This window comes from Nostoc sp. DSM 114167, assembly GCF_052692655.1.
Map to the genome: position 1 here is coordinate 530,165 of NZ_CP195116.1, position 24,212 is coordinate 554,376.

General features: G+C 42.7%; 26 protein-coding genes and 2 pseudogenes. 10 read left to right on the forward strand and 18 right to left on the reverse strand.

From position 1 onward, the window contains the following. Positions 1 to 102: 102 nt before the first annotated feature. From NSTC731_RS02235 to NSTC731_RS02260, 6 genes are all read right to left on the reverse strand, one after another. Positions 103 to 846 (reverse strand): M50 family metallopeptidase, encoded by a 744-nt coding sequence (locus NSTC731_RS02235; protein ID WP_445629434.1) that lies wholly within the window; start codon positions 844 to 846, stop codon positions 103 to 105. A 135-nt stretch (positions 847 to 981) separates the two neighbouring features. After that, entirely contained in the window at positions 982 to 1,113 is a 132-nt protein-coding gene (locus tag NSTC731_RS02240) for a hypothetical protein (protein ID WP_445629435.1), read from the reverse strand. A 77-nt stretch (positions 1,114 to 1,190) separates the two neighbouring features. Then, positions 1,191 to 2,066: an FHA domain-containing protein gene (locus tag NSTC731_RS02245; RefSeq protein WP_445629436.1), complete on the reverse strand. Its 876-nt coding sequence runs from the start codon at positions 2,064 to 2,066 to the stop codon at positions 1,191 to 1,193. Between the two features lie 503 nt (positions 2,067 to 2,569). Then, a complete protein-coding gene (gene pgl / locus NSTC731_RS02250; protein WP_445629437.1) occupies positions 2,570 to 3,292 on the reverse strand; it encodes a 6-phosphogluconolactonase in 723 nt (240 codons plus the stop codon). A gap of 272 nt (positions 3,293 to 3,564) precedes the next feature. Next, positions 3,565 to 4,308 carry a ribonuclease PH gene (gene rph, locus NSTC731_RS02255; protein WP_445629438.1) on the reverse strand — a complete coding sequence of 248 codons (744 nt, stop codon included), beginning with the start codon at positions 4,306 to 4,308 and terminating at the stop codon, positions 3,565 to 3,567. Between the two features lie 241 nt (positions 4,309 to 4,549). After that, the gene (locus NSTC731_RS02260; RefSeq protein WP_445629439.1) at positions 4,550 to 5,173 is read right to left on the reverse strand and encodes an adenylate kinase family protein; all 624 of its coding nucleotides are present in this window, start codon (positions 5,171 to 5,173) and stop codon (positions 4,550 to 4,552) included. Between the two features lie 449 nt (positions 5,174 to 5,622). Here NSTC731_RS02260 and NSTC731_RS02265 point away from each other — a divergent pair, with 449 nt between their 5' ends. Then, complete coding sequence (locus NSTC731_RS02265; RefSeq protein WP_445629440.1) at positions 5,623 to 6,159, forward strand: P-loop NTPase family protein; 537 nt, start codon at positions 5,623 to 5,625, stop codon at positions 6,157 to 6,159. A gap of 57 nt (positions 6,160 to 6,216) precedes the next feature. Beyond that, positions 6,217 to 6,798, forward strand: coding sequence for a dCTP deaminase (dcd, locus tag NSTC731_RS02270; RefSeq protein ID WP_445629441.1), 582 nt, complete (start codon positions 6,217 to 6,219; stop codon positions 6,796 to 6,798). Between the two features lie 126 nt (positions 6,799 to 6,924). Here the strand turns inward: dcd and NSTC731_RS02275 are convergent, their stop codons facing one another. The 5 genes and pseudogenes from NSTC731_RS02275 to thyX form a co-directional block, all read right to left on the reverse strand. Then, on the reverse strand, positions 6,925 to 7,581 hold the full coding sequence (locus tag NSTC731_RS02275; RefSeq protein WP_445629442.1) for a dCTP deaminase domain-containing protein: 657 nt from the start codon (positions 7,579 to 7,581) through the stop codon (positions 6,925 to 6,927). 347 nt (positions 7,582 to 7,928) lie between these two features. After that, positions 7,929 to 8,264 (reverse strand): XisI protein, encoded by a 336-nt coding sequence (locus NSTC731_RS02280; RefSeq protein ID WP_445629443.1) that lies wholly within the window; start codon positions 8,262 to 8,264, stop codon positions 7,929 to 7,931. Beyond that, positions 8,252 to 8,668 (reverse strand): annotated as a pseudogene (locus NSTC731_RS02285) (XisH family protein). The gene NSTC731_RS02280 and the pseudogene NSTC731_RS02285 overlap by 13 nt, the downstream one beginning before the upstream one ends. 96 nt (positions 8,669 to 8,764) lie before the next feature. After that, complete coding sequence (locus tag NSTC731_RS02290; protein WP_445629444.1) at positions 8,765 to 9,658, reverse strand: Rpn family recombination-promoting nuclease/putative transposase; 894 nt, start codon at positions 9,656 to 9,658, stop codon at positions 8,765 to 8,767. A gap of 100 nt (positions 9,659 to 9,758) precedes the next feature. After that, complete coding sequence (gene thyX, locus NSTC731_RS02295; protein ID WP_445629445.1) at positions 9,759 to 10,481, reverse strand: FAD-dependent thymidylate synthase; 723 nt, start codon at positions 10,479 to 10,481, stop codon at positions 9,759 to 9,761. Between the two features lie 186 nt (positions 10,482 to 10,667). On the opposite strand from thyX, the gene NSTC731_RS02300 reads away from it, so the two are divergent. Beyond that, on the forward strand, positions 10,668 to 10,883 hold the full coding sequence (locus NSTC731_RS02300; protein ID WP_114083012.1) for a chlorophyll a/b-binding protein: 216 nt from the start codon (positions 10,668 to 10,670) through the stop codon (positions 10,881 to 10,883). Between the two features lie 145 nt (positions 10,884 to 11,028). Continuing rightward, complete coding sequence (locus tag NSTC731_RS02305) at positions 11,029 to 11,604, forward strand: thioredoxin family protein (protein WP_445629446.1); 576 nt, start codon at positions 11,029 to 11,031, stop codon at positions 11,602 to 11,604. Between the two features lie 115 nt (positions 11,605 to 11,719). On the opposite strand, the gene NSTC731_RS02310 is transcribed toward NSTC731_RS02305, so the two are convergent. Together NSTC731_RS02310 and NSTC731_RS02315 are read right to left on the reverse strand one after the other, a co-directional pair. Further along, complete coding sequence (locus NSTC731_RS02310) at positions 11,720 to 12,232, reverse strand: hypothetical protein (RefSeq protein ID WP_094348271.1); 513 nt, start codon at positions 12,230 to 12,232, stop codon at positions 11,720 to 11,722. Between the two features lie 564 nt (positions 12,233 to 12,796). Further along, on the reverse strand, positions 12,797 to 13,141 hold the full coding sequence (locus NSTC731_RS02315; RefSeq protein WP_445629447.1) for a hypothetical protein: 345 nt from the start codon (positions 13,139 to 13,141) through the stop codon (positions 12,797 to 12,799). Positions 13,142 to 13,322: 181 nt separating this feature from the next. Here NSTC731_RS02315 and NSTC731_RS02320 point away from each other — a divergent pair, with 181 nt between their 5' ends. Continuing rightward, positions 13,323 to 13,769: a hypothetical protein gene (locus NSTC731_RS02320; RefSeq protein ID WP_445629448.1), complete on the forward strand. Its 447-nt coding sequence runs from the start codon at positions 13,323 to 13,325 to the stop codon at positions 13,767 to 13,769. 78 nt (positions 13,770 to 13,847) lie between these two features. On the opposite strand, the gene acsF is transcribed toward NSTC731_RS02320, so the two are convergent. Beyond that, entirely contained in the window at positions 13,848 to 14,924 is a 1,077-nt protein-coding gene (gene acsF, locus NSTC731_RS02325; protein ID WP_445629449.1) for a magnesium-protoporphyrin IX monomethyl ester (oxidative) cyclase, read from the reverse strand. Between the two features lie 744 nt (positions 14,925 to 15,668). Between acsF and NSTC731_RS02330 the strand changes: the two genes are divergently transcribed. After that, on the forward strand, positions 15,669 to 16,166 hold the full coding sequence (locus tag NSTC731_RS02330; RefSeq protein WP_445629450.1) for a TM2 domain-containing protein: 498 nt from the start codon (positions 15,669 to 15,671) through the stop codon (positions 16,164 to 16,166). Between the two features lie 80 nt (positions 16,167 to 16,246). Here the strand turns inward: NSTC731_RS02330 and NSTC731_RS02335 are convergent. The 4 genes and pseudogenes from NSTC731_RS02335 to NSTC731_RS02350 form a co-directional block, all read right to left on the reverse strand. Beyond that, a pseudogene (locus NSTC731_RS02335) lies at positions 16,247 to 16,941 on the reverse strand (DUF2996 domain-containing protein). Between the two features lie 80 nt (positions 16,942 to 17,021). Beyond that, positions 17,022 to 17,177: a hypothetical protein gene (locus NSTC731_RS02340; protein WP_445629451.1), complete on the reverse strand. Its 156-nt coding sequence runs from the start codon at positions 17,175 to 17,177 to the stop codon at positions 17,022 to 17,024. Between the two features lie 285 nt (positions 17,178 to 17,462). Then, complete coding sequence (locus NSTC731_RS02345; protein WP_445629452.1) at positions 17,463 to 17,696, reverse strand: hypothetical protein; 234 nt, start codon at positions 17,694 to 17,696, stop codon at positions 17,463 to 17,465. Positions 17,697 to 18,253: 557 nt separating this feature from the next. Further along, entirely contained in the window at positions 18,254 to 18,526 is a 273-nt protein-coding gene (locus NSTC731_RS02350) for a hypothetical protein (protein WP_445632258.1), read from the reverse strand. Between the two features lie 682 nt (positions 18,527 to 19,208). Here NSTC731_RS02350 and NSTC731_RS02355 point away from each other — a divergent pair. From NSTC731_RS02355 to NSTC731_RS02370, 4 genes are all read left to right on the forward strand, one after another. After that, positions 19,209 to 20,768 (forward strand): CheR family methyltransferase, encoded by a 1,560-nt coding sequence (locus NSTC731_RS02355; RefSeq protein ID WP_445629453.1) that lies wholly within the window; start codon positions 19,209 to 19,211, stop codon positions 20,766 to 20,768. Further along, on the forward strand, positions 20,758 to 21,801 hold the full coding sequence (locus NSTC731_RS02360; protein WP_445629454.1) for a chemotaxis protein CheW: 1,044 nt from the start codon (positions 20,758 to 20,760) through the stop codon (positions 21,799 to 21,801). Before NSTC731_RS02355 ends, NSTC731_RS02360 begins: the two co-directional genes overlap by 11 nt. Positions 21,802 to 22,192: 391 nt before the next feature. Beyond that, on the forward strand, positions 22,193 to 23,650 hold the full coding sequence (locus NSTC731_RS02365) for a methyl-accepting chemotaxis protein (RefSeq protein ID WP_445629455.1): 1,458 nt from the start codon (positions 22,193 to 22,195) through the stop codon (positions 23,648 to 23,650). A 262-nt stretch (positions 23,651 to 23,912) separates the two neighbouring features. After that, positions 23,913 to 24,158: a hypothetical protein gene (locus tag NSTC731_RS02370; protein WP_445629456.1), complete on the forward strand. Its 246-nt coding sequence runs from the start codon at positions 23,913 to 23,915 to the stop codon at positions 24,156 to 24,158. The last annotated feature ends 54 nt before the right edge of the window (positions 24,159 to 24,212 follow it).

Below are 24,212 nucleotides of genomic sequence, written 5' to 3' on the forward strand. Positions count from 1 at the left end.
CGTCAGCAAAACTCTTTTCTGATTCCGGTCTAATCTTTTCTTGATGTTCGGTAATTCTTTGAGTTAAAGATTCAATCGCCTTTTGATGGTGCTTCTTACTCGTTACTCCGAACGATAGGCAACGCGGAGACTTTGGATTAAAATCACCAGAGATGCGATCGCCATTAACCCGCCCCAAAACCAGTAAGGTAAAAGCAAATATCGCTGCATTTGCGCTGTATCAGAAGCACCAAGGGGGCCAGCAGAACTACTAAATAGATAATCAAGTTGATGGTACGTACTTACACAAGCTTGTACGCCCAGAAATTGAATGACAAAACCTTGTGCCCAGCGAGGGGCTTTTAGGGCGATACCTAAGATTATTAAACCCAGTAAAGGAATTGCTACTAATCCAAACCAGGAACGCACCCAAATTAATGCCGACAACAGCAAAAAACTTCCTAAAATTTTCAAACAGAGGGTAGCAGCTGTAAAACTGCGGGAAGCCAGAATTAAAGCTGCACCGGCAAGAGGCGGCCCCATTGGCCCGGCTGCGGCGATTATTGCTGGGCCAATTGGCCCCAATGACGACCGGATACCATAAGTTGCGACACCAGAACCATTGCTAAAAATCTCCAACTTCTGAAATTGTCCCCCTAATAGCAGTGCCATTAAACCGTGACCCATTTCATGAAACCAAGTTGCCAGAATTGTAAATGGGTATAAGATATAATCTCCTCCTGGTACTTGCCACAACAAAGCAGTTGCGATCGCTGCTCCAACTAGCCAGGTTAGCCCCATACGCTCAACAACTAACGGGGCTTCTTTAGTCAGCAAGGGTTCAAAATTTTTGTTTGATTTCCTCATAAGTTACTCAATTTTAGATTTTAGATTTTAGATTTTGGAATTAAGATTATCCCCCGATTAATTCGTGGGGCATTCAATTTTGGATTTTAGATTATAGATTATTCCTTCAATTTAATCTTGACAGTATATTTTCATCTATCCTAATGTAATTATTGAGGTATTAGGGTTGCTGAGGAATGCAACAATTCGCACTTCAAAGCGACGGCTGTAAACTATGGCGCTATCAAAAACAACATAGCCATCCGTCGCTTGTATGATACGGTTCAAGTGTTTATCCTCCAAAATGGATGCCGGAGGATGGGCAGAAAATACTTAGACCAATGTCACAATTGAGTGATAATCAGTTAAGCAAGTTGAAACAGGAATGTCATTAAGTCTCCTTTACCCAAGCTGATGCGATCGCCTGGTCGCAAGCGATGACGGTTCCCTGGTAAAAGTGGCAAATTGTTAATGTAAGTGCCATTAGAACTTCCTACATCCTCTACATAATGAGCATCTCCCTCGACACGAATATCTGCATGAATCCGCGAGACAATTTCGGAATTGGGAAACCCTGAAACATCTATATCTGGAGGAATCCGGTCATTAGGCTTGCCGATATGAATCACAGAGAAATTTTGCGGCAATTCAATTAAGCGATCGCTTTGAACGTGGAGTAACCGCGCTGTAACCTGCTGCAATTGCGTTCTGGCAGCAGTTGGTGCTGGTGCTGCTGGCGGGGATACTTCGGCTTGGGAGGCTGGTGCTGGCTCCACAGGTGGTGGAGTCGGAATACTACTTTGTCCAGAGACTACAGGTTGAGCTACAACGGTTGACACAGGTTCTGGAGGACTGCTTTCTGCAACAGGTATCTGTGGCGCTGGTTCTGGGGGAACTGCCATCTCTGTTGGTGGTAAAGATGATTCCGGAGGATGAGAGTTAGTATATTTACTCACTCCCAAGGCATCTGGTTGTAAAAGTTCTAACAGTGGATCGGGTGGAACTAACGCTGGCACTTCCACGGGAATATCGGGAGTAACTGTTGTAGCTACTGCGGGATGAACGTGTGGAACACCTGCGGAGTGAAGGTTATAACCACATTGACCACAGAATGCAGCATCTGCCTGCACAGTTGCCCCACAACTGGGACAATTAGTAGTCGCAGGTAATGGTGTATAACAAGCTTCACATTGGACAGCGCCATCAGGGTTGGGATGATTGCAATTAGGGCAGACGATCATCGATATTTAGCCTTTGTTCAAGATCATCATAAATATAGTTAGGACTGGCAAGCAGAGGGCGGCCCTAGCTTTAGATTCTAGCAATTACTGCTAATGGAACAATAAATTGGACACTCTTACACGGGGAAGGGAAGCAGAGGGGCAGGGGAGCAGAGGGGCAGAGGAGCAGGGAGCAGGGGAGCAGCCCTTCTCTACGAGACGCTGCGCGAACGACTTCGCTCAGGGCAAGGGAGCAGGGAGCAGGGGAGCAGCCCTTCTTTACGAGACGCTGCGCGAACGACTTCGCTCAGGGCAAGGGAGCAGGGAGCAGGGGAGCAGCCCTTCTCTACGAGACGCTGCGCGAACGACTTCGCTCAGGGCAAGGGAGCAGGGGAGCAGCACTTCGGCTACGCTCAGTGACCGAGGGGCAGAGGGGCAGGGAGCAGGGGAGAAGTAGCAGTAAGTCTTTCCCCTGTGCCCCTCAGCCTCTTTTGCCCAATGCCCCATACCCAATGCCCCATTGTTCAATGTTGAAGTTCCAAACCTGCTGCCGCATCCAGCAGCCACCAAAGTTCTCCTTGGGGCTGAATTAAACGGGATGGGTAAGTGAAGTCATCGGCTACAGGTGCAAAAACTTGCGCTAAAGCTGGTCGTTTATTAGCACCAGCAACCAGAAAAATCACGCTACGAGCAGAGTTGATGAAGGGGTATGTGAAACTTATCCTGGGGTTTCCGTCTTTATTACCCACAGTCACAAGGCGATCGCGTACTTTCAAAGCCTCTGTATGGGGAAACAAAGATGCAGTATGTGCATCATCACCCATTCCTAGTAATACTACATCCAAGGGGGGAAACTCGACCCCAGAAGAATGGAAAAATTCTTTGAGATGTTGTTCATATTTGGCAGCAGCCAGTTCTGGATTGGCTTCTAAAGTTGGTACGGGGTGAATGTTAGCCGCTGGGATGTCAACACGATCTAGCCACGCACGACGTGCCATCAGTTCATTGCTATCGGGGCTATCTGGTGGTACGTAACGCTCATCTCCCCAGAATATATGAATTTTATCCCAAGGCAGTTTTTGAGTAGCGATCGCTTCGTATAACGGTTTAGGTGTACTGCCGCCAGATAAGGCGATAGTAAACTGCCCCCGCTGCTCAATGGCAGTTTCTAACTTGGACAGAATTAATTCTAGCGCTCGTGCAACCAGCGCCGGCTGATCCGGTAGAACTTCAACAGTTTTGTTCATGGCTTCATCATCATATTGCTGGCTTCTGGCAATACAATACCGAACTTATTACAATCCCCCTTTTTAACTTTTGAAACATTTAACATCGTGGATTAAGTAGACTGGAAAATATAGACCCTCCTTATCACCTTTTACCGTAAGTTGTCAGTAGTGAGTCGTACCAACTACTAACCACTGTGATGATTATTTTTATTTACATCCAGTTACTTGATACTTTGTTGATTCACGCCACAAAGCATACATTTATTAATTCTTATTAAAAATTAATAAAACTAATCGATCGCAAACAACTTTTCCCAGCCAGGGATGGCTTCACGTTGGGCGATTAACAATTCCTGAATTCCTTTTTGGGCGACATCTAGCAGTTGATCCAACTGAGTGCGGCTAAAGCTGCCTTCTTCGGCTGTTCCTTGGACTTCAATGATTCCCAGATGTTGATTCATCACCACATTAAAATCTACTGTTGCAGCCACATCTTCGATATAATTTAGATCCAAAAATGGCTCTTTATCCAGTAATCCTACGGAAACTGCCGCTACCTGTCCACACAAAGGCGATCGCTCCAACACGCCTTCTTGCAACAATTTGGAAATTGCATGAGCCAACGCCACAAACGAGCCTGTAATAGCTGTTGTCCGAGTTCCGGCATCTGCTTGCAACACATCAGCATCTACAGTCAGCGTGCGTTCTCCCAGTGCCTCAAAATCCACTGCGGCGCGTAAGCTACGTCCAATTAGACGTTGAATTTCTTGCGTCCGTCCAGATAATTTTAATAATTCCCTTTCTTGGCGTTTTTGGGTAGCAGATGGTAGCATTCGGTACTCAGCAGTTAACCAGCCTTTACCAGTTCCTTCGAGAAACTTCGGAACTCCCTTATTAACGCTAACAGTACAAAGTACCTGAGTATCACCGCATCTTGCGAGAACAGAACCGGGGGCAAAGCGGGTGAAACTGGGGTGAAAGCTAATCGGACGTAGTTCGTAGGGAATCCGACCATCAGGACGCTGCCAAGCCATTGGAATTGCCTCAAGTTTTACAATACTGCCTTAAGATTACCTTAGTGTTGTAAATCATCTTTTTTGCGGCATTGGGCGTTAGGAGTGCTGTTAGCGGAAAGCTAAGGTTTAGCCCGTGCTGAGTGCTGAGTTAAGAGTTAGGAGTTTTATTTATCTCCTTGTCTCCCTTGTCCCCCTTGCCTCCCTCATCTCCCTGCTCCCCTGCTCCCCGGCTCCCTGCTCCCTGCTCCCTACTTCTTTTCTAAGGAACTGAAAGCAGAGTCAAAATATTTTGCTGCACCATCTCTGGTGATTGATCGCCGTTGATAGTCAATAAACAGCGACGACGATCGTAATATTCTAGGATGGGAATGGTGCGATCGTAGAATAATTCTACACGGCGCTGGACGATTTCTGGTTGGTCATCTGGTAGCGATCGCCCCAAGGATCGACTAACCATAACTGCTTCCGGGACTTGGAGATAAATTGCCCAATCTAGCTTTTGCCCTAAATCATCCAATAAAAAATCTAATTCTTCAGCTTGGAAGGCAGTACGAGGATAGCCTTCTAACACCCAATCGCAATTAATATCTGGTTGTCTGAGGCGAATTCGGATCAATTCAACGATCGTTTCGTCTGGAACTAACTCCCCTTTTTGCATGTAGGGCCGTGCGTGGTAGCCAAGTTCACTCAAGCTAGCGTAAACCGAAAGAGAAGTCCGGGGATCGGTTTCCAACCATCGAAATTCCGGCAGGGGCTGATTGCCAGATATTGCTTCTCGTAAAATCTCACCTGTGGAAATCAGAGGAATATCAAAGTATCTGCAAAGCCTTTGTGCTTGAGTGCTTTTTCCCGATCCTGAACCTCCCAGAATCACCAATCTCACAACGATTTACTCCTCATCCTGTCAAATTCACTACTAGCTAAGTCTGTTTTGCCCAAACAACCGACAAATTTAACATTTAGCGATTTTTAGGCGTTGTGCCTAGCTTTTTTAAATAATTGGAACTAGAGATTTTATGTTTTCATTTTTACAACTCATTACAGAGAAAAGACGAAAACTTACAGCAGTTAGCGGTTTTACAAACTACATCTAGAGACGTTAGATGTAAAGTCTCTACAGGCTTTCGGGTTTTGTCTATGTACTTCATTTACCTGAAATCTGCTGTAAATCAAGCAGAACTCTTGACTTCAATACAAACCTAGTGTTGACTAAGAATGCAATTTGCCAAATCCACCACACCTGTGAAAAACAGATTGATTATACAGGCAAATTTGTCAGTTTTATCGCCAGTAATAACCCTTTACTTATTGTATTTTTTTGAACTTAACTTTATGGTTGCCCAGCTAGAAACTCAAAGTATCAATTCAACCCTAACTCTACCATATCCAGTTGAAGGTCTAGTGCAAGTTTTCACTAGCTCACATCGTAACTTTTTTACGAGTGTGATGGCTCAATCACTGAGAATAGCTGGACAAGGAACGCCAGTATTAATAGTACAGTTTCTGAAAGGAGGTATCCGCCAAGGACAAGATCGACCCATACAATTAGGACAAAATTTAGATTGGATTCGCTGTGATTTGCCTCGTTGTATCGATACACCACATTTAGACGATACAGAAAATCAAGCCTTACAAAAGCTGTGGCAGTATACACAACAAGTTGTGTGTCAGAGTAAGTATTCTCTCGTGGTCTTAGATGAGTTAAGTTTAGCGATTAACTTTGGTTTAATTCCGGAAACGGAAGTTTTAGCGTTTTTGGCAAAACGCCCTCCCCACGTCGATATTATTCTCACAGGGCCAGAGATGCCAAAATCCCTCTTAGATGTAGCAGATCAAATTACCGAAATCCGTCGGAGTTATCGACCTTAAACAAAATACTCAATTTGTGCTAACATTACAATTCTGTGTCAAATAGTCTGTGAACCTGTGATTAAAAACGATGCTTGGATTAAAGAAAAAGCTGGAAAGGGTATGATATTACCCTTTGAGCCAAATTTAATCCGTCATAGTGAGGAACTACCTGTCATTTCATTTGGTCTTGGTAGCTTTGGCTATGACATACGCCTATCACCAGTAGATTTCCGTATATTTAGGCATATTCCAGGAACTGTAGTTGATCCCAAGAACTTTAACCCTGAAAACTTGCTACCTACTAAACTTCACACAGATGTAAACGGTAGCTACTTTATTCTTCCAGCCCACTCCTATGGGCTTGGAGTTGCCCTTGAAAGGCTAGAAATACCAAATAATATTACAGTAATTTGTATAGGTAAGAGTACTTATGCTCGTTGTGGAATTATTGCAAATGTAACTCCAGCCGAAGCGGCTTGGCGTGGTTACTTGACACTAGAGTTATCCAATGCTTCTAGTGCTGATTGCCGCATTTACGCTAATGAAGGAATAGTTCAGCTGCTCTTTTTAGAAGGAGCACCTTGTAATGTAAATTATGAAGAACGTCAAGGAAAGTATCAAGATCAACCAGATGTAGTCACTATCGCTCGGGTTTGAATTTCAAAACTAGACATTTGAGTTTTAAAATTTTCAAATGGTTAATCTAGACTTTTGAACAAGCTCGTTTAAAAGCTATGGGTTACACTAAATTAATAGCAATAGATATATCTAGGTGAGAAAGAATCACTTAGTTCTATCTTTGTTTTCTGTGGGAGATGTTTGTACTGCTTGTTGATGTAAAATAGGCTGTAAAATTTGAACTAGTGTTAAAAATATAGTTGCAATAGTTAAAATAATAGTAAAATATGTCTGATTTGCCTCAATAAAATCTCTAAGTTCGCTGAATAAACCCTTTCTAGTGTTTCCAGCAATTCTTTTAGAAGGTTTCTTATATGGAATAGCTCCCTGTTGGACATCAAGTATATAGAGTGTACAAAATACTTGTCCTTTTTTAAGTTGAACGGTTCTTTTGCCTAAATTGAAAACTGTGATCGAAAGTTTTCCGTCGTATCCAGGATCTATTTTTGATGAGGTATTAGATAAACCATCTTGTAAAAGAGATACTTTTGGAACTATATGACCAAATCTAGATTTAGGCAATTTAAACGTTTCGGCTGTCTCAATAATTACAGCAGACCCTGGTTGTAGAGATATTCTGCCATTATCTAATAAATCAGTTTTACCTGATTCTCTATGATCTCTGTATTCATCACCAACTTTTAAATCGTAAGTTACATTACTAGAGTCTGTATTACGAATTTGTTTGGCATCAAGATTCTGTATAAATATTACATTTCCTTCAAGACCACCAGCTTTTTCATACTCTTCCGCAGTTTCCACTACAGTTCTGTTACTACCATCCAATATAAACGGGATAACACTCATCTTTTGGTTAAGTTTAAAAACCTGTCATCTATTATACCGTTATATTTAGTAACCTTACTCTATCAAACAAAATTAAGGCAGGAAAAATTGTGCTATAACCTACGTAATATAACAGCACAAATACTAGAGTCGCCTATAAATTGTTACGCTGGCTAAAGTTTAAGCGATTCAAAATAAAAGTTTGAGTTTTGAATTGTAATGTAGCTAGTAAGAATCTAATCTCGCTCTACCTAGACACTGCTTTTGATATCATTGTGCGATCGCTCTAAATCATACCCAAAATCAAAGTGCGATCGCTTGCTTTATCCCACTGCAAATTCTGTCAGCTTTCGCATATAAGGAGGCTGATAAGCCAGCACTATATCTTGCTTAGGAATACCATATTCTATTAATTCATTAGCCACGCCAATCTCAGTCCCATCATACTGAATCCAAATCTTACCATCTCGAATATCTAGATGAATTAAACAACCATAAACTCGACGACGATTTTCCCACCCCGTATTCACAACTTGATAATGATCCTGTTGCACATCAAAAATAGTTTGTCGTTCGATTTCACCATAGGCAGGTTTAATCTGAGCATGACTTGTCAAAACTTGCTGGATGATTTGTTTATACTTTGCTAGTTTATCCATTGTACAATTACCTCATTTTCCGGGTCAAATACTAGCAGTTTCAATTGATATTCATGAATACTCAGTTGTGGCAACTGCCGTGAGAAAAAATCTTCATAAGTTGCTAGCGGAACTGCTAAATAGAGAACTCGCTCTGGTTCTTTTAGTTTTAGTGCTACTCGATAATTTAAACATTGTCCTAAAGCTGTATGAAACTCAGAAATCGCAGAAGGAGCAACAAAACTCTTGATTTCTACAGCAATTTTTTCGTCTTATTTTTGGGCAGCAATTAACCGTTCTGCACCCAGATCAATTTGCAATTGTCCATCTGCTAAATCAATAGACAGTGGATCGTGTGTAATTGTCCAGCCATCTTTTTGCAAAGTCAATCTAACTAAATTATGGAAAATATCTCTTGCAGACATTCATTAAAATTTTAAGTGTAATAACTCAAAAATTTTATAGTCTAAACTTTTTTCATATTCTAACTTTCAGGCAGGAGTTGGAGCGATCGCTTTATCCTACAAAACATTCCGTAACTCTTGAATTGTATTTGCTACAACAATTCTGCGTAAAATCTCTTTCAATTGCCCTAAGTCAGAAATTTGCGAAATTTGTGACATCAACTCCAAACTATCGCTACCAAATTTCGCCTCTAAACTTGTTTCGATGCTAGAGATTATTCCACGTACTTCTCCTCTTGCTTCTCCTCTTGCTTCTCCTCTTGCTTCTCCTTCTGCTTGTCCTTGTGCTAGTCCCTCACGTAAAATTTCTTGATACCAAGGTGACTCTCTTAAGACTGTCATATCCCACCTCATGATTTCCTGAACTAAAGTACTTTCTAATACAAAGGTTGCAAAAAATGCCAGAACTGTCTCAAGTTGATTTAATTGCTCGTCAGCACGCAACATTCGCAATGCTTCCCTAATTGTAGACTCGTTTTCTCCGCCTTTGAGAATTGGTACAAAGGGAAGCAGTGAAGGTAACGGTGTCTCAAAAGCAATATTTACGTCAACTTCCCAGAGATTGATTACACGGTAATCTTGAATTGCTCTTAAGCCGATAAAATTGGATGCAAAGCTTGTAGATATTTCGCTGTTGCTGATTTTGAGAATGTTAATCAATACAGGGTAGGTTTGTAGTTTATATTTCTCTTCCGCAAGAGCCGCATAAGCACGCATCCGACGCGGCATTTCTGATGTGTAGCGTAATTGTAACTCATTGAGGATGAGGAATTTTCCGTATTGGGGACTTTCAGCCGGAATTACAACATCGCTTTGTCGGCTAATCCATTGGAATTCTGTATTTAAGATTTCGCCTGTAACAATGTCGGGAATTCCTGTCACCCATTTTGCCCAATTATTTGGTGCAAGGCTGATTAATTTTTTAGTACTAATATCGACAGCTTTGTTCATCAAAAAAATAGATGCGATCGCCCTAAATCAAACCCAGTAAATCTGAGGATAATCGCTTCGCCTTATCCTACCGTAAATTGTGTCAACTTTTAGGCATTATCTAAGGTGCTAACCTGGCTTTACCTAGACGCTGCTTTTCATACCATTGTGCGATCGCAGGTGCCCAATCTTCAAAATGAGGCCACATCAGTTCACACAACTTTTGAATTTCCAATTGAGCATCTTTCTTATTTCTCAGGTCACAAAAATGCAAGAAAGACCTTAAATTGAAACTAACTACAAAATGCTGGCGATAGTCAAAAGGTACTTTACCTCTGGCGTGTTCTTCAGACATTCCACCCTCAAAATCAGCTTTATATCGTTTAGCTGCTTCTAGACACCACTCTAAATCTGCTGTTCGTTGTTCTGGTGAATAGTAATACTTTTTGCCTTGTCTATCAGTGTAATAACCTACGGGACGTAGATAAAAAACATCTTCTATGTCTTTCTTTCCTTCTACTACATCAATAAATTGGTTGCCTGTGTACCTAAAAGATTGTACATCAAATGATACAGAAACGCGATGAGTCCGCGCCTGCTGCATCACACTGTGGGGAAAGTAGCCACAGTTGAAAACAATTTGGGGATGCTCTAAAGGCCCATAGTGTCCCCTCTCACCTGCTAAAAGCCGCTTAACAATAACTTCGCCGCTTTGTGACTCAGAAGGCCAGGAGTCGCGCTCATCAAACACAAACCCATCAGTATAATCCTGGTGCATCGCGGCATAAATCACCTGCTGCGGGTTTGGTGTTTTGGCAATAACCTCTACTCGAAATCGATGCATTAGCTGTTGGTGAATGGATTGGTGACTGGGATTGCTTAGACAGAGTACTTAGACATGGCTTTGAACTCGATTCATCATCATATCTCTTCTCTGGCTTGGACTTCTACTCGATTAGATGAAGATACTTTACAAATGTTAATAAATTTGTTACAGTTATTTACATAAACAGAAGACAGGTAAAAACCCATGCGTACAAGCACTGCTATTATTGATGACCAAGGAAAACTGAACAACTTTGCGATCGAGCCAAAAGTATATATAGATGAACAAGGCGATCGCACTGGTTTCACTCCTTATGCAGAAATGCTCAACGGTCGTTTAGCAATGATTGGTTTTGTCTCTCTGATAGCATTAGAAGTATTCACAGGACACGGTATTGTTGGTGTTTTGGCAAATCTGTAAAAACTAATTTATTTAACATAACTCTCAAAAAATGCAAGAGACGGTAAATTTACCGTCTCTTATTTTATGGAAAACTTAGTGCTAGAGTGAAAATATACTGATAACAAAAACCGTTAGTTATCAGCGTAAAAATATTGGGTGAACTATGGCTTTAGTTACTTCAACTATGTTGCCGCTAGGCACTAAAGCGCCAGATTTTAATCTACCGGAAGTAGTATCTGGAAAGGCAACTTCACTTTCTACCTTTGCAGATAAAAAAGCACTATTGGTAATGTTTATTTGTCGGCATTGCCCGTTTGTAAAACACGTCCAACAAGAATTAGTGCAGTTAGGAAGAGATTATTTTACAAGTGATTTAGCGATCGTTGCTATTAGTGCTAACGATGCAAAAAATTACCCAGATGATGCGCCAGAGTCGTTACAAGCATTTGCAACAGAACAAGGGTTTAATTTTACTTTATGCTACGACGAGAGCCAAGAAACGGCGAAGGCTTACACAGCAGCTTGCACACCAGATTTTTTTGTATTTGATGACCAACGCCAACTTGTTTATCGGGGACAATTAGATGATAGCCGCCCCAGTAACGGTAAACCTGTAACAGGTGCAGATTTACGCGCAGCCATTGAAGCAGTGCTAGCGGGTAAACCTGTTACGAGCGAGCAAAAACCGAGTGTTGGTTGCAATATTAAATGGAAACCAGGAAACCAACCCAGTTATTAGGGATTGGGCATTGGGCACTTGTACTGAGCGAAGTCGAAGTATTGGGCATTGGGCATTGGGCATTGGGCATTGTAAAAACTTTTCCCTACTCCCTACTCCCTACTGCCCACGATTATTAATGTTTAATTTCCAAATTCAGTATGTAGCATCCTAATTGGACTTTTTCTGCCCACAATTCATATTCCAGCCGCAAATTCTCTGGTAAAGGATGTCCGTTGAGAGTTAGGCTACGAGTAAAATTTCGTAAACGAATCGGATCGTTAGGTTGCAATGACTCAGTTGGCAACCAATAGCGACTAATGCCATAAACACCCTGTTCCCAAAAGTGACGATAACTCACTTGAGCGTTACCTTGCATAGTCATGATGACTCGGTAAGGTGAAATCTCCAGCCACAATATTCTGGGACTGTTAGGGGCGTAAGCTTTGCTCTTGCTTTGAGGAAGCGTGTCTTCTGGACTGATGACACTCTCTACTTCGCAGCTAATTAAAGGCGGTGCGGTCATCAGTAAATGAAATCGATCGGTATCTTTTTGATACAATGTCGCGGCAGTTTCGACAACAGACCAGATCGGTAGGTCAGTGGAAATAAGTGATAAGCACACGGGCTTGCGGTGATGGGTCAGCATGGGAGCGATAAGGGCTAAAAGCTATTGAACAAAGTGAAATGAACACTCTAGCTGTCTAATAGGTCGGGCTAAGAAACTAAATAGTAAAGCAGGCTTAATATTAATGAATCCGTTGATTTGTTAATAAGCTACACAAATCTGGATGAAACAGGTAGAATGTCAGCTTACACAGTAAAAATGGTACTTTTATCTAGACAGAGCTAATTCGTAAGTAAAGCTTGTAAATATTCTAAGGCTATAGCCTCAAAACAGTGGTAGTCGTTTTAGATGCTAAAAACCTTCTTCAGGGAGACTTACCGTAGATTGGAGTAAGTTTCATACAGCCAAAAGCAATAAGATACTAGGAAGGAAGTCACCAGAAGCGACAAACTAAGTCGCTGATGAACTTCCGGTGTATTCAAATGCCAGTGTATCCTAATGTCGGCTTCTGTTATATCCGTAAAAACTCACGAAAACCTTTCTCACCAAAATATTGCTGAGTAAAAAGTAAAATTTATTGACTCAGCAATATTTTGGTCTGCCCATTGCGCGTCTTGCAAAGAAGAAAGAGCAAAGATTTCCATTTCAAAGCAGCAAAATATGAGTAACTGTGTGAAGCGAAAGTTTCATGTACGGTTTCAGTTTAGGAAGCAAGAGGAACCCATCCCCCAGACCAAAAGAGAGATTGTTGGGTTTATCCAAAAAGTATTGATACCCGATTGAGTCGATTTTAATAAGCAAAAAGGCATATTGCTTTCTCATTTCGGTAGATTCAGCAAGCAAAAAGGCATATTGCTTTCTCAAAATGCTTGATTGCTTTCTCATTTCGGTATATCGCGCATTCATTTCAGTAGATTCAGCAAGCAAAAAGGCATATTGCTTTCTCAAAATGCTTGATTGCTTTCTCATTTCGGTAGATTTAGCAAGCAAAAAGACATATTGCTTTCTCAAAAGCTTGATTGCTTTCTCATTTCGGTATATCGCGCATTAATTACGACATTGCTATGTAACAAAAAGCATTAGAGAATTGCTGGAGTTTTCTCAAGCCGATCGATACGGAAGTTTTTTAAAGTAAAGAATATTAACCGTACTGTATTACAAGGTTCATATCATGGCTCGGAGAAAAAGAACCTCTCAGGTGTTAGAAAAAGCAGTGCGTCGTGCTGCTAGCATCAACTCAATCGATCCGAATTTAAATTTAGGCAATGGACTTACTCTACCGACCTTCTCATCCCTAATTGAGACGATGCGAACTAGAGAGAATTTATATAATACTGCTCTTTCCAACCTGGATAAGTTGTACCATGAAATGCTCCAAACAGAGCGCGAGTTGGCAGATATGGCAGAGCATATGCTCTTAGGAGTTGCTACTCAGTATGGGAAAAGTAGTGTGGAGTACGGTATGGCGGGAGGTGTTCCGAAAAATCAGCGCCGCAAGGGACTGCGAGGGGAGTCACCAGTTTCTAATTTAGAGCAACCGTCATTTATTGCCAGTGTGAACGGCAACGGCAGCAAAAATGGCAACCACAATGGAAACAAAGCAGCAACGGCAAGTTAACTTGTATTCGCTAGCAAGGACAAAAAAAGTGGCTCTGCAATAGCAGAACCACCAAAGCTTTCGCAAATCTGTTATGAGTTAACGAACTGCCCCTTGAGCAGAAACAGTATCAATCGGTTTCATCAGGTACAGCCGCAATAACTGCCAGCCGTTGGAGATGTAAAGCGGCAGTTTTTGGAAGAATTGCAGGAATTTGGGAGTGTTGGAGTTAGCGATCGCACCCAACTTCTGATTATTGCTTATACAAACATCCAACCGCTCATAAAACTCTGGATTCTCTACATCCAGCATCAGTGGGAATACCCGACCTGCGTTTTCGTTGGTCTTCTTAATTACATGGATATCGTATTCTCGTGCATCTAATCCAAGGGTGGCATAAAAGTCCTTGCGTTGGATGTCATTGAGATACATTGTCGCAAACACCGACAACAGGAAGAACCGACTCCACAGCCGTGCTTTCCAATCATTCAACATTTGTGGCTGAGATTTCATCACCGCATCAAAGAAATCACCGTGACGGTTTTCATCCTGACACCAGTTCTCAAAGAACCGGAAGATTGGATAAACCCGGTCTTCGGGATGTGCTTCTAAATGGCGATAAATGGTGATGTAGCGCCAATAACCGATCTTCTCAGAAAGATAAGTAGCGTAGAAGATGAATTTCGGTTTAAAGAAGGTATAACTGCGACTCTTAGTCAAAAACCCTAAATCTAGGGACAGATTAAAATCCGACAAAGCTTTGTTCAAAAAGCCAGCGTGACGCGCTTCATCCCGTGACATCAGGTTAAAACACTCTGCCAAAACAGGGCTTTTTCCTTTCAAGCGACGGCCAAGTTCCTTATACAGCAAAAAGCCGGAGAACTCTGCTGTACAAGAACGTTCTAGAAATTCAACGAACAATCGGCGAGTTTCCCCGTCAATATGATCCCAGGATTGTTCAAACTCGGCATCCCGAACAAAGTGGTGGCGGTTGTAGTCAGTGCGGAACTCTTCCAGAATGGCTTGTAACTCGTCTTCGTTGACGGAGATATCCATCCGTGCCATTTCATCAAAATCGGTAGTATAAAACCGAGGTGTTAACAGGGTTTCTTTTGCTGGGACTTTAATCCCTGGCCGGATTTCTTCAAAGCCTGGTTTTTTGAGGGAATCTACCATGTCTTGATTTCTCTTTCGTCTTTATTATCTTAAGTAGACCTTTCGGGTGACGTTCCTACGTCTCTACCGCCACGGTAACGGCAGTTCCTCATGGGGAGCCAGTGCGTTGGGCGGTTGTGCCGACTTGAAGCAACTGGCGTGGAAACCCCGTTGGCGCTAGTCTCTTCCTTTGGGATAAGACTGGACTGCCTCACCAGAAATTCTCTGGCAAACCGTAACAGCCCACAATAATCGAATTGTATAAAGTTCAGTCTACCAAGGTGCGGGTGAGAAATTTCTAAGCAAAACATTAAGAGTTGCAACAATCATTCCATATTTGCGGAATCAAAAATCGCGGATTGGTAGTCAAATAAATATAGTTCAGCAAGCAGCATTATCTCGTTTAAGTGGAGTAGCACTTACCTCTTGATTGTCAAAGCACTACTATCTCAGTAATTTTCTGTGGTTATTACTACAATAAATTCATGGGGTTTTATTAATACGTTGGGCAGCTAAAAATTAACAATCCATGAGTAGCATAATTACTGGAAAAATCTAAGTACTTTAGTTATTTTTTGCACCTTTCTCAATCATTCTAGATTAGACAATGCCGACAACTTCAAATCAGAACAGCAGTGTTTATTCCGAAAATTGTTAGAAAGCAACTGGTGCAAGATGTCAGTCTAGATATTAGCACTTAGTATAAAAAACCGTCCAAAAAACAATTTTAAACAATAAGAGTAAATCCAAAAGGTTGAAAACAAGATGAATCTTGAAAACAATCAGCAGCATAAAGACCGCCTTCTTGTCTCTTATATCTTATGTGCAGTCGGATTTGTCGGGGTAGGAGGATTGCAGCGTTTCTACAATGGCAAGATCGGAACTGGTTTGTTATGGCTGTTGACTGGTGGTGTATTTGGTGTAGGGCAGTTCGTGGATTTATTCTTTATCCCCAACATGGTAGACGAATACGAACATAACTTGAGATTAAAAGCGGGTGTATCTCCCTTTGGTGTACCGTTGAATCAAGCAGTAGTTGCTTCTCAAGTCCACCAACCAACAGGCAACCAACTGATGGTGAAACTGATTGAAGCGGCGGAAAACAAGGGTGGTATTTTAACTGTCACTCAAGGCGTAAAATTCACGGGAGCCAGCTTTGCTGAAGTGGAAGCTAGTCTCAAAGAGATGTACAAATCAGGTTATGTAAAAATTGATAACGACCCCGATACTGGAGCCGTTACCTACCATTTCCACGAGCTTTAATTGTTATTAGTCATTTGTCCTTTGTCCTTTGTTAAAAACCAATGACCAATGACCAATGACTAATGACTAATAACTAATAACTAATTTCTACCTAACCACTTTTGACCGTCCAAGCGCTGAACTAAGCCATATACCAACAAATCGAGGGTAATTTTGCGCTCATCGATTAAGAATGACTCAAGAGTGCTAGGTTTTTTGCCTTCATTACAAGAAAATCCCTTTTTTCCTTGAATATCTTCATCGGGGAAGTACAGGTTAAACTGACGCTTACCAATTTCTGACCAACTGCCAATAATTTGCCAGCATTCTTCGGCGGATTCAAAGCCAGTGATTGGCATCTTCTGCTTGGCAAAAGACACCTGTAAATCTTTCACACCTTTTTGAGCGATATCGCTTTTTGTAAAGCTGGCAAGTAGTCTTGCTCAATGAACTCTACAAATGGCTTATTTTCAACAGCTGGGGCTTTTTCCTTTTTAGGGGCTTTAGCGGCGGCGGGTTTTTCTTCTGCGTCGTCCTCGGCGGGTTTTTCTGCTTTTGCGGCTTTAGCTGCGGCGGCGGGTTTTTCTCGCTTGGGTGATGCAGCAGCTGGTTTGGCAGCATTGGGATTATCTTCGGGGTTTGCGGCTTTAGGATCTGGCGCGTTGGCAGTAGGAATATCTGTGGCTTCGGGTGAGTCTGTACTAGGAGCGTGTTCTTCAGCTACACTGGGAGCTTGCTGGTCAACAGTGCTGGGAGCTACTTCTCCCGCTTGATTGTGATTGGTTGGGTCTGCCATTGCTCAGGTCAATCCTTTAATCTAGCTTTGGGAGCGATCGCTCACCTTGATGTATCGGGTACTCTTATTTTGACATACTACTACCGCTGTGCAGAATGGTTAAGGTAAGAGACGCGATAAAAAATCACCGTCTCTACAATAATCAGTCTTTCGTCTTGACAGCGATTCATCGCGTCTTTGCGATCCTCGATCGCAGTCAAAGGCGTTGGCATTAATTGTGGAATCAAGTAACTCACGGTCAATGGTAAGAATATTTACATGATTGTCTGGATAGACGCCAGCATTATTAGACCTCTTGCAAAAGTAACTTTTGCACTCTTGGGGGAAAGGGACTCATCTTTATTGGGAAAAGGGTTTTTATGAGCCGCTTTCCCCTTTTCCCCAAACCCAATTCCCCACAAATGCCAAGAAGTCTATCGATCAAAACGTCTAACCGAGCAATCTTTTGGTACAGGGTTTTTACTGCTTCATTGATAGAGCGTGATTAATTTAAATTTCTATACAGTATCTGCTTAATGCCTTCAAGAATCTACAACAGAAATGATGCGTTTGTAGCGTTTACGCTCTGTTGACCACTTGTGACATGCTTGTGTAACTATTTGTCTGTCTTGTTGTGATAAGAGTTCATCTGGTTGACTGTAAGCTAAGATTTGTGCTGCTTTTCGAGCTTGTTCGTATTCCACACCGTATTTGACTAGTTCCGTATGAAATATTTTTTCTTTTTCCTCGACTGATATCAAAGAATTTTGCTGCATAAACTTAGGTTTAAAAGGTTGTTGTCAAATTACATCTAACCTCTTCTACAATCTCTGTTGTTCTCTCGCCGGAGTGATTCAACAACCAGAGCAAAATAATTTTTGATTTTAAATATTACAAATATTAAAGTTTTTTAACTCTAGCTTAAGAATTTGAGAAAAATACTGGCAATAACATATACAACTCGTATTTGATTGCATGAAAAAAACTCAGTACACATTTGTTCCTTGTTCCCTATTCCCTCACTATCGCGCTTGCGCTGCGCTTCTCTGCAAGACGCTTTGCGAACGCGCACCACGCAAATAATTTCTCCGAATCAAAGCGGATTCCTATATGTCTCCACAAAATACCCCATCCAGCCCACCCAATCAGGCGCAATCGCGATCGTCTGCTCAAATCTGTCTGGGCTGATCTCATCAAACTTTAATATCACAATCAAGCTCACCTAACTCGTGAGGTTTTTGTTATGTCCGATCGTAGGTACATACTGTCAACATTCTGATACCGTTGGCGCTTTTAAAATTCTTTTCTAGCCAAAGTTGGATGAATTGGGCAACTAAGAAACTTTCGGTTGATGCCACAGCGCTAGCTTCAACTCGGAGCAGTAGCAACCCCCAGCACTAATTTGTGGCTCGTGGTCAGCTAGCCAATCATAAATTTGTGCAGCTTGCGCTAATGCCACCTGCTCATTGCGATAAAGGCGAGGGCTAGGGCAGAAGACTTGGCCATTGATGTGTACAGCTGCAATCTGCCAGTAGTCGCTGCCTTCTCCCTCTGGCATCACTTCTAAAAACCCGCTATTTTTTGGCTCGATTATTCCAATGTTCATCATCATAAATAATTTTGAATTAAGTAAGTCGGCGCAAATAAAGTTAACTAGTGTTCGCGCAGCGTCTCCTTCAGGAGAGGGTTGTCCTTTGTCATTTGTCACTTGTACTGAGTTTCGACTGCGCTCAACTACCGCGAAGCCGTTGGCGCAGCCTCTCGTAGAGAAGTATTGGTCATTTGTAAGGGTTTTATCTGTATTTACATTTCATAACCTAGTTAGTTTTTTCTCGCCGACTTACTTAGTGATGTAGCAACAAACTAGCGATCGCGATCTGTGCCCAAAAAATCACGCCATCCACTCAGTCCACTGTGGGGCATCTGTCACCATTGAGCAAATTTGTCCGTGTCAACATCCTCAAACTCCAGTATCACGCTTCACCGCTCATCAATCGTCAGGGTACAGAGTAATTCTTTAACCGCATTAACCCCGTATTCAACCCGTTCCACTACTAACTGATGGCATTCGCCACCTTGCGATCGTGTTCTTCATCGATGGCAATACCAGCCGCCTTCATCCAGCGAGAAGCACTTTCATCACCACCGTTGCCCAAAGGAATAATCGTATTGCCTATTTCTTCAAGTAGCGATAACTTCGTTAAGCTTCGCTACCAAATATCATACAAATCCGAATAAAGAGATTGAAATGGGAAACCTAAGCGTATCGGCTCGAAAATCATGTAGTGATGAATCAAACGCTCGGCGATCGCCCCATTTTACTTGAATCCAATTCTCAACACAGTGATGACTTTAGTTTGTCACAGATGGTCGATCTGATTGCTGATATATTCGGCATTCATATCAAGCCACACTATCAAGATAGATTAAAGAAAAATCTTTTAACTCGCATCCGGGCGCTGGGATTATGCTCGCTCAATGATTATTATCAGTTCTTGGTGGCAAGAAATCAATTAGTTCCTGGTGCGACAGAGTGGCAAGAACTAATCTCTTTACTCACTGTCACTGAAACTTATTTTTTTCGGGATGAGGGGCAGATGTCGCTGCTCAAAAATCAGCTGCTCCCAGAGTTAATCGAGCGCAAACGAAAGCTTAGTTTAACTCAGTACAACGCTGCTAATGGAGAATTTTATCGGCCGACATTACGCCTTTGGAGTGCCGGGTGTTCGACTGGTGAAGAAGCTTACTCACTTGCCATTCTGGTGAAGGAACTAATCCCTGACAATCAGACATGGGACATTCTGATTTTAGGCACAGATATTAATCAACCCGCGATCGCCCTGGCTCAACAAGGAATTTACAGCGATTGGTCTTTTCGGACAACCACTGAAGAAATCAAAAATCGCTACTTTCAATCCCACAAAAAAGGTTGGAAAATCGATCCTGCTATTCAAGCAATGGTTACATTTCAACCTGGAAACCTGATGCAGGATAACTTTCTTGCTTACGCGTCTAGCATTCACGATTTCGATTTGATTGTTTGCCGCAATGTGTTTATTTATTTTGACTTCAGGGCGATCGCCCAAGTTATAGACAAGTTTTACTGCTCTCTGGCACCGGGAGGGTTTCTGCTCACAGGACACACGGAATTACACGGGCAAAAAACTGAACCGTTTCAAATCAAAAATTTTCCACAATCTGCGGTTTATCAAAGGCATAGCTTACTCAAGGAGCAGAGCAAAGTCTTGAATACCATAACACCTGCTGCCATTGAAAGCAGGGAAACCGAAATTTTTTACCCCTCTCTCCCCAGCTTGGAGACGGACTTGGACGCGAGCGCCAACACTCAAACTCTTTTAGATGCAGCCCAGGAATCGCTAATTCAAGAAGCTTATGCCGATGTCATTCAAATAGCCCAACAACTGATTGCTGTTGCCCCCCAACACTTTCAAGCATATTGTTTGATGGCAGAAGCTTACGCGAATTTTGGCGATTACTCCCAGGCGAATCAGGCGTGTCAGCAGGCACTCCAGATCAGCCCATTGGCGAGCGAACCTTATCATTTGTTGGCTCAAATCGCCGAAGAGCAGGGAGATCGCGACAGTGCCAAATTATTCTTAAAACGTATTATTTATCTCGCTCCTAATTCTGTTACTGCTCACCTGGAATTGGGTTCTATATACGAACGAGAGGGAAATGAAAAACAGGCTCAAAAAACCTGGCGATCGCTTCTAGAAATTTTGCAAAATCTACCTCAAGAAGCGGTCGATTCCCATAATCAGCAAACCACTGCTCAACTAAAAGCACACGTTCTTAAGCACTTAAATTCAACTAGTTATGAGCCATGAATCTTATTTAATGTTTAAACTCAATCATTCACGCTATGGCATTTCGGCTACAGCCGTGCAAGAACTCTTCTTTCTGCCAGAAGTGACTGCGATCGCCAAAACTTCCAGCACAATTTTAGGCGTGATTAATCTGCGAGGAAAGTTTCTCCCCGTGATGGATTTATATCGCCTTGTAGAACAAGCACGTCCCCCTTTTCAATTGACTGACAGCATGATTGTCGTGGAGTGGCAAACTCAACGACTCGGAATCATCGTCAATCAAGTGGATAGCGTGCAAGCGATCGCACTCGATCGGATCGCTGCCGATGTTTGCGATCGAGCAAAAGAGAGTTTGCCGGATAGATTGGTGACTGGTATTGCCAACCTTGAGGACGGCATCGTTACATTGCTCAATCCCGAACTGTTGATGCAGCACGCTTTTATAGAGTCTGATTTTAACAACGGCTCAGTCAATGACGCACTAAAACACCCCTCTGATTCAGCCCTAAATCAAGGCTTATACGCTCATTTCGATTCCCAGGAGCGACAGATTTTGCAAGAGCGAACTGAAACTCTGCGGTGTTCGATTGATGACGAGGATTCGGCATCGCTTTTGCCTCTAGCAGTTGTGGGGTTGGCGGGTGAGTACTTTGGGTTTGGCTTAGAAACGGTGCATGAGTTTACCGAGATTCACAAGATTACCCCAATTCCCTGCTGTCCGCCGCACATTGTTGGCAACATCAACTTGCGGGGCGAAATTGTCACCTTAATTAACATCAATAATGTAGTCGATCTGCCCATGAATGGGGTGCGATTGCATCAGCAAGCCGTTGTCGTGCGTCTGGATCGACGAGTGGCGGGCATTGCCGTCGATGACATTTTTGATGTGACGTATATTCATCCCTCCCAAATGACCGCACCTCCAATTGCCTTGAATTCTGCCAAAGACGACTATCTCCAAGGTGTCGCACCTTATCGCGATCGGATGATGAGCATTATCAATTTGTCTAAATTGCTTACTTCAGAGGTGTTGGTTGTCAATGAAGAAGTCTAACGCTTATAAATCTAGGGTTAGGTTTCGTTCCACAGATCATCAATGAGATTCGCAGCAAACTCGCAGAGATAACGCAGCCGATAAACTACGGAATGTTGTGCAATCTTCCCTTGATTCAAAAATCCGATCGCAAAGATTACAAATGATAGAAATATTGGCAAATCGAATGGCACTAAGAAAAGCCCAAAAGCTTGTCTAGTCTCGTTCCCAGTCTTAAGACTGGGAATGTATTCAGAGAGGCTCTGCCTCTGGTCAAGAAACAGGAGGCAGAGCCTCCCAGAATGGGTTCCCAGCCTCCAGGCTGGGAACCAGTCAGAGCAAGGGCTGTATTTTAACTTAGTGCCATTCATTGGCAAATCCTTGAACTCATTCATTCACAAGAAATAACAAGATGCAAAGTAAGCGAAATTGGAAACTGAGATACTGGATTATGGGCAGCTATGGAGTTCCCATTCTGGCGTTGGTAATTTCTGCGGGACTGATATTTATTAATATCAACCTGGTGAGTCAGCGATCGCAAGATTTAGTTTCTTCCTATAAAGTTAATTCAGCGATTAATGCCCTTGCCACGAATGTGCAGAGTGGTTCTAAGTCAGTTCGGGGCTATTTGCTAGAAAAAAATCAGACATCTTTTGACGAATATCAAAAATCTCAAAGAAGCTTCAACGAGCTTTTGTCCAAGCTCATGTCGCTTGCCAGAACAGAGCAAGAGCAACAGTCATTAACCAGGCTAGAGGGACTGCTGAATAATTTAATGGTTGTTGAGGATGATTTGATTGGCAAAGTGAATCAAGGTAAGCTTCAGGAAGCTGTTGAAACCTGGAGTCATGAAAATGCCCGCAGTATGGTCGATCGCCTGACAAGTGCGATCGATGAAGTTCAGCGCCGAGAAGACCAGAATGTAATTTTGGCTGCCAAGGAACAACAAGCAGCGCTCGATACGCTCAAGCTCACAATTCTGTCCGCGACTGGACTTTCCTTGCTGTTGTCGGTTTTGACTGGCATCTGGATAATTAGCCGCACTGCTCGACAGATAAATGAATCAGCCAGTGCGATCGCCACCTCAACAGCTGAAATTGCCGCCACAATCGAGCAACAAGAACGCACTGCTAACCAACAGGCAGCCTCGGTCAGCGAAACTACCACTACAATGGACGAACTCAGCGCCTCTGCTCAACAGTCTGCCCAGCAAGCATCTACTGCCTCAACCAGCGCTCAACAAGTCTTAAATTTGGCAGATCAAGGCAATCAATCACTGAACCGGACTTTGGAAGGAATGGCAGCTTTGAGCCACAGAGTTAGTGCAGTAGCAGACCAAATGCTACGCCTGAACGAACAAACTAAGCAAATTGGCAATATTTCCGGGTTGGTGAGCGACCTAGCAAATCAAACCAATATGCTAGCGCTAAATGCGGCAGTAGAAGCAGTCCGGGCGGGGGAACAGGGCAAGGGCTTTGCAATCGTCGCCGCCGAAATTCGCAAACTGGCAGATCGGAGTAAGCGATCGGCTGAAAAAATTAATGTGCTGGTGAATGACATTCAATCCGCCATCAACTCAACCGTTGTGATGACAGATGAAAGTACAAAAACCGCTCAACAGGGCGCGGCAATAACTAAGCAGACGGTGGAGGTCTTTATCAATGTCACCGATGCCGTCAACCGGATGGTGTTGAATATTCAGCAAATCTCGCTAAACGCTAGCCAGCAATCCATTGCGGTTCAGCAAATTTTACAAGCAATGAATGCACTCAATAGCTCTGCTAGAGAGACAGCCATCGGCATCAGTCAAACTCGCCTTAGCACTCACCAACTCAATGATGCAGCTTATAAGCTACAGAGTGTTGTGTAATCAGGGGAAAGGGCAGGGGGCAGGGGGCAGGGGGCAGGGGGAAGGGGGCAGCTTTCTGGGGCAGGTTTTTTTGATTAGACAAATTTTTGGGATTTTAAAACCAAAACCATTGTCTGAGAACTTAAAACTACGTTCAATAATTGAGAACATTCTCAACTATTTATCGAAAGCCTAAAAGCCTGCCCTTGAAAGGCAGGGGGCAGGGGGCAGGGGGCAGGGGGCAGGGGGCAGGGGGAAAGGGGAAGGGGGCAATGCAACAAAGGTGCAGGTCGATGTAACAAAGGTGCAGGTCAATGCAACAAAAGTGCAGGTCAATGCAACAAAGGTGCAAGTCAATGCAACAAAAGTGCAGGTCGATGTAACAAAGATGCAGGTCGATGTAACAAAGGTGCAGGTCGATGTAACAAAGATGCAGGTCAATGCAACAAAGGTGCAGGTCAATGCAACAAAGGTGCAGATTAAGAAATTTGTGTGTATACCGCAATACTGTTCAGTTAAGCATTTTTAACTTGAAATTGGGCTTTGGGAAAAGTTACTAGGTTTGGGTTAAAAGCTTTTCTTT

Coding starts and splice junctions, on each gene's coding strand:
- NSTC731_RS02360 (WP_445629454.1), top strand. CDS start 20,758: ATGAGCCATGAATCTTATTTAATGTTTAAACTCAATCATTCACGCTAT.
- NSTC731_RS02310 (WP_094348271.1), bottom strand. CDS start 12,232: ATGCTGACCCATCACCGCAAGCCCGTGTGCTTATCACTTATTTCCACT.
- NSTC731_RS02355 (WP_445629453.1), top strand. CDS start 19,209: ATGAATCAAACGCTCGGCGATCGCCCCATTTTACTTGAATCCAATTCT.
- NSTC731_RS02365 (WP_445629455.1), top strand. CDS start 22,193: ATGCAAAGTAAGCGAAATTGGAAACTGAGATACTGGATTATGGGCAGC.
- NSTC731_RS02280 (WP_445629443.1), bottom strand. CDS start 8,264: ATGGATAAACTAGCAAAGTATAAACAAATCATCCAGCAAGTTTTGACA.
- NSTC731_RS02235 (WP_445629434.1), bottom strand. CDS start 846: ATGAGGAAATCAAACAAAAATTTTGAACCCTTGCTGACTAAAGAAGCC.
- NSTC731_RS02305 (WP_445629446.1), top strand. CDS start 11,029: ATGGCTTTAGTTACTTCAACTATGTTGCCGCTAGGCACTAAAGCGCCA.
- NSTC731_RS02320 (WP_445629448.1), top strand. CDS start 13,323: ATGGCTCGGAGAAAAAGAACCTCTCAGGTGTTAGAAAAAGCAGTGCGT.
- NSTC731_RS02300 (WP_114083012.1), top strand. CDS start 10,668: ATGCGTACAAGCACTGCTATTATTGATGACCAAGGAAAACTGAACAAC.
- NSTC731_RS02350 (WP_445632258.1), bottom strand. CDS start 18,526: ATGAACATTGGAATAATCGAGCCAAAAAATAGCGGGTTTTTAGAAGTG.
- NSTC731_RS02330 (WP_445629450.1), top strand. CDS start 15,669: ATGAATCTTGAAAACAATCAGCAGCATAAAGACCGCCTTCTTGTCTCT.
- NSTC731_RS02265 (WP_445629440.1), top strand. CDS start 5,623: ATGGTTGCCCAGCTAGAAACTCAAAGTATCAATTCAACCCTAACTCTA.
- rph (WP_445629438.1), bottom strand. CDS start 4,308: ATGGCTTGGCAGCGTCCTGATGGTCGGATTCCCTACGAACTACGTCCG.
- NSTC731_RS02245 (WP_445629436.1), bottom strand. CDS start 2,066: ATGATCGTCTGCCCTAATTGCAATCATCCCAACCCTGATGGCGCTGTC.
- acsF (WP_445629449.1), bottom strand. CDS start 14,924: ATGGTAGATTCCCTCAAAAAACCAGGCTTTGAAGAAATCCGGCCAGGG.
- NSTC731_RS02345 (WP_445629452.1), bottom strand. CDS start 17,696: ATGCAGCAAAATTCTTTGATATCAGTCGAGGAAAAAGAAAAAATATTT.
- thyX (WP_445629445.1), bottom strand. CDS start 10,481: ATGCATCGATTTCGAGTAGAGGTTATTGCCAAAACACCAAACCCGCAG.
- pgl (WP_445629437.1), bottom strand. CDS start 3,292: ATGAACAAAACTGTTGAAGTTCTACCGGATCAGCCGGCGCTGGTTGCA.
- NSTC731_RS02290 (WP_445629444.1), bottom strand. CDS start 9,658: ATGAACAAAGCTGTCGATATTAGTACTAAAAAATTAATCAGCCTTGCA.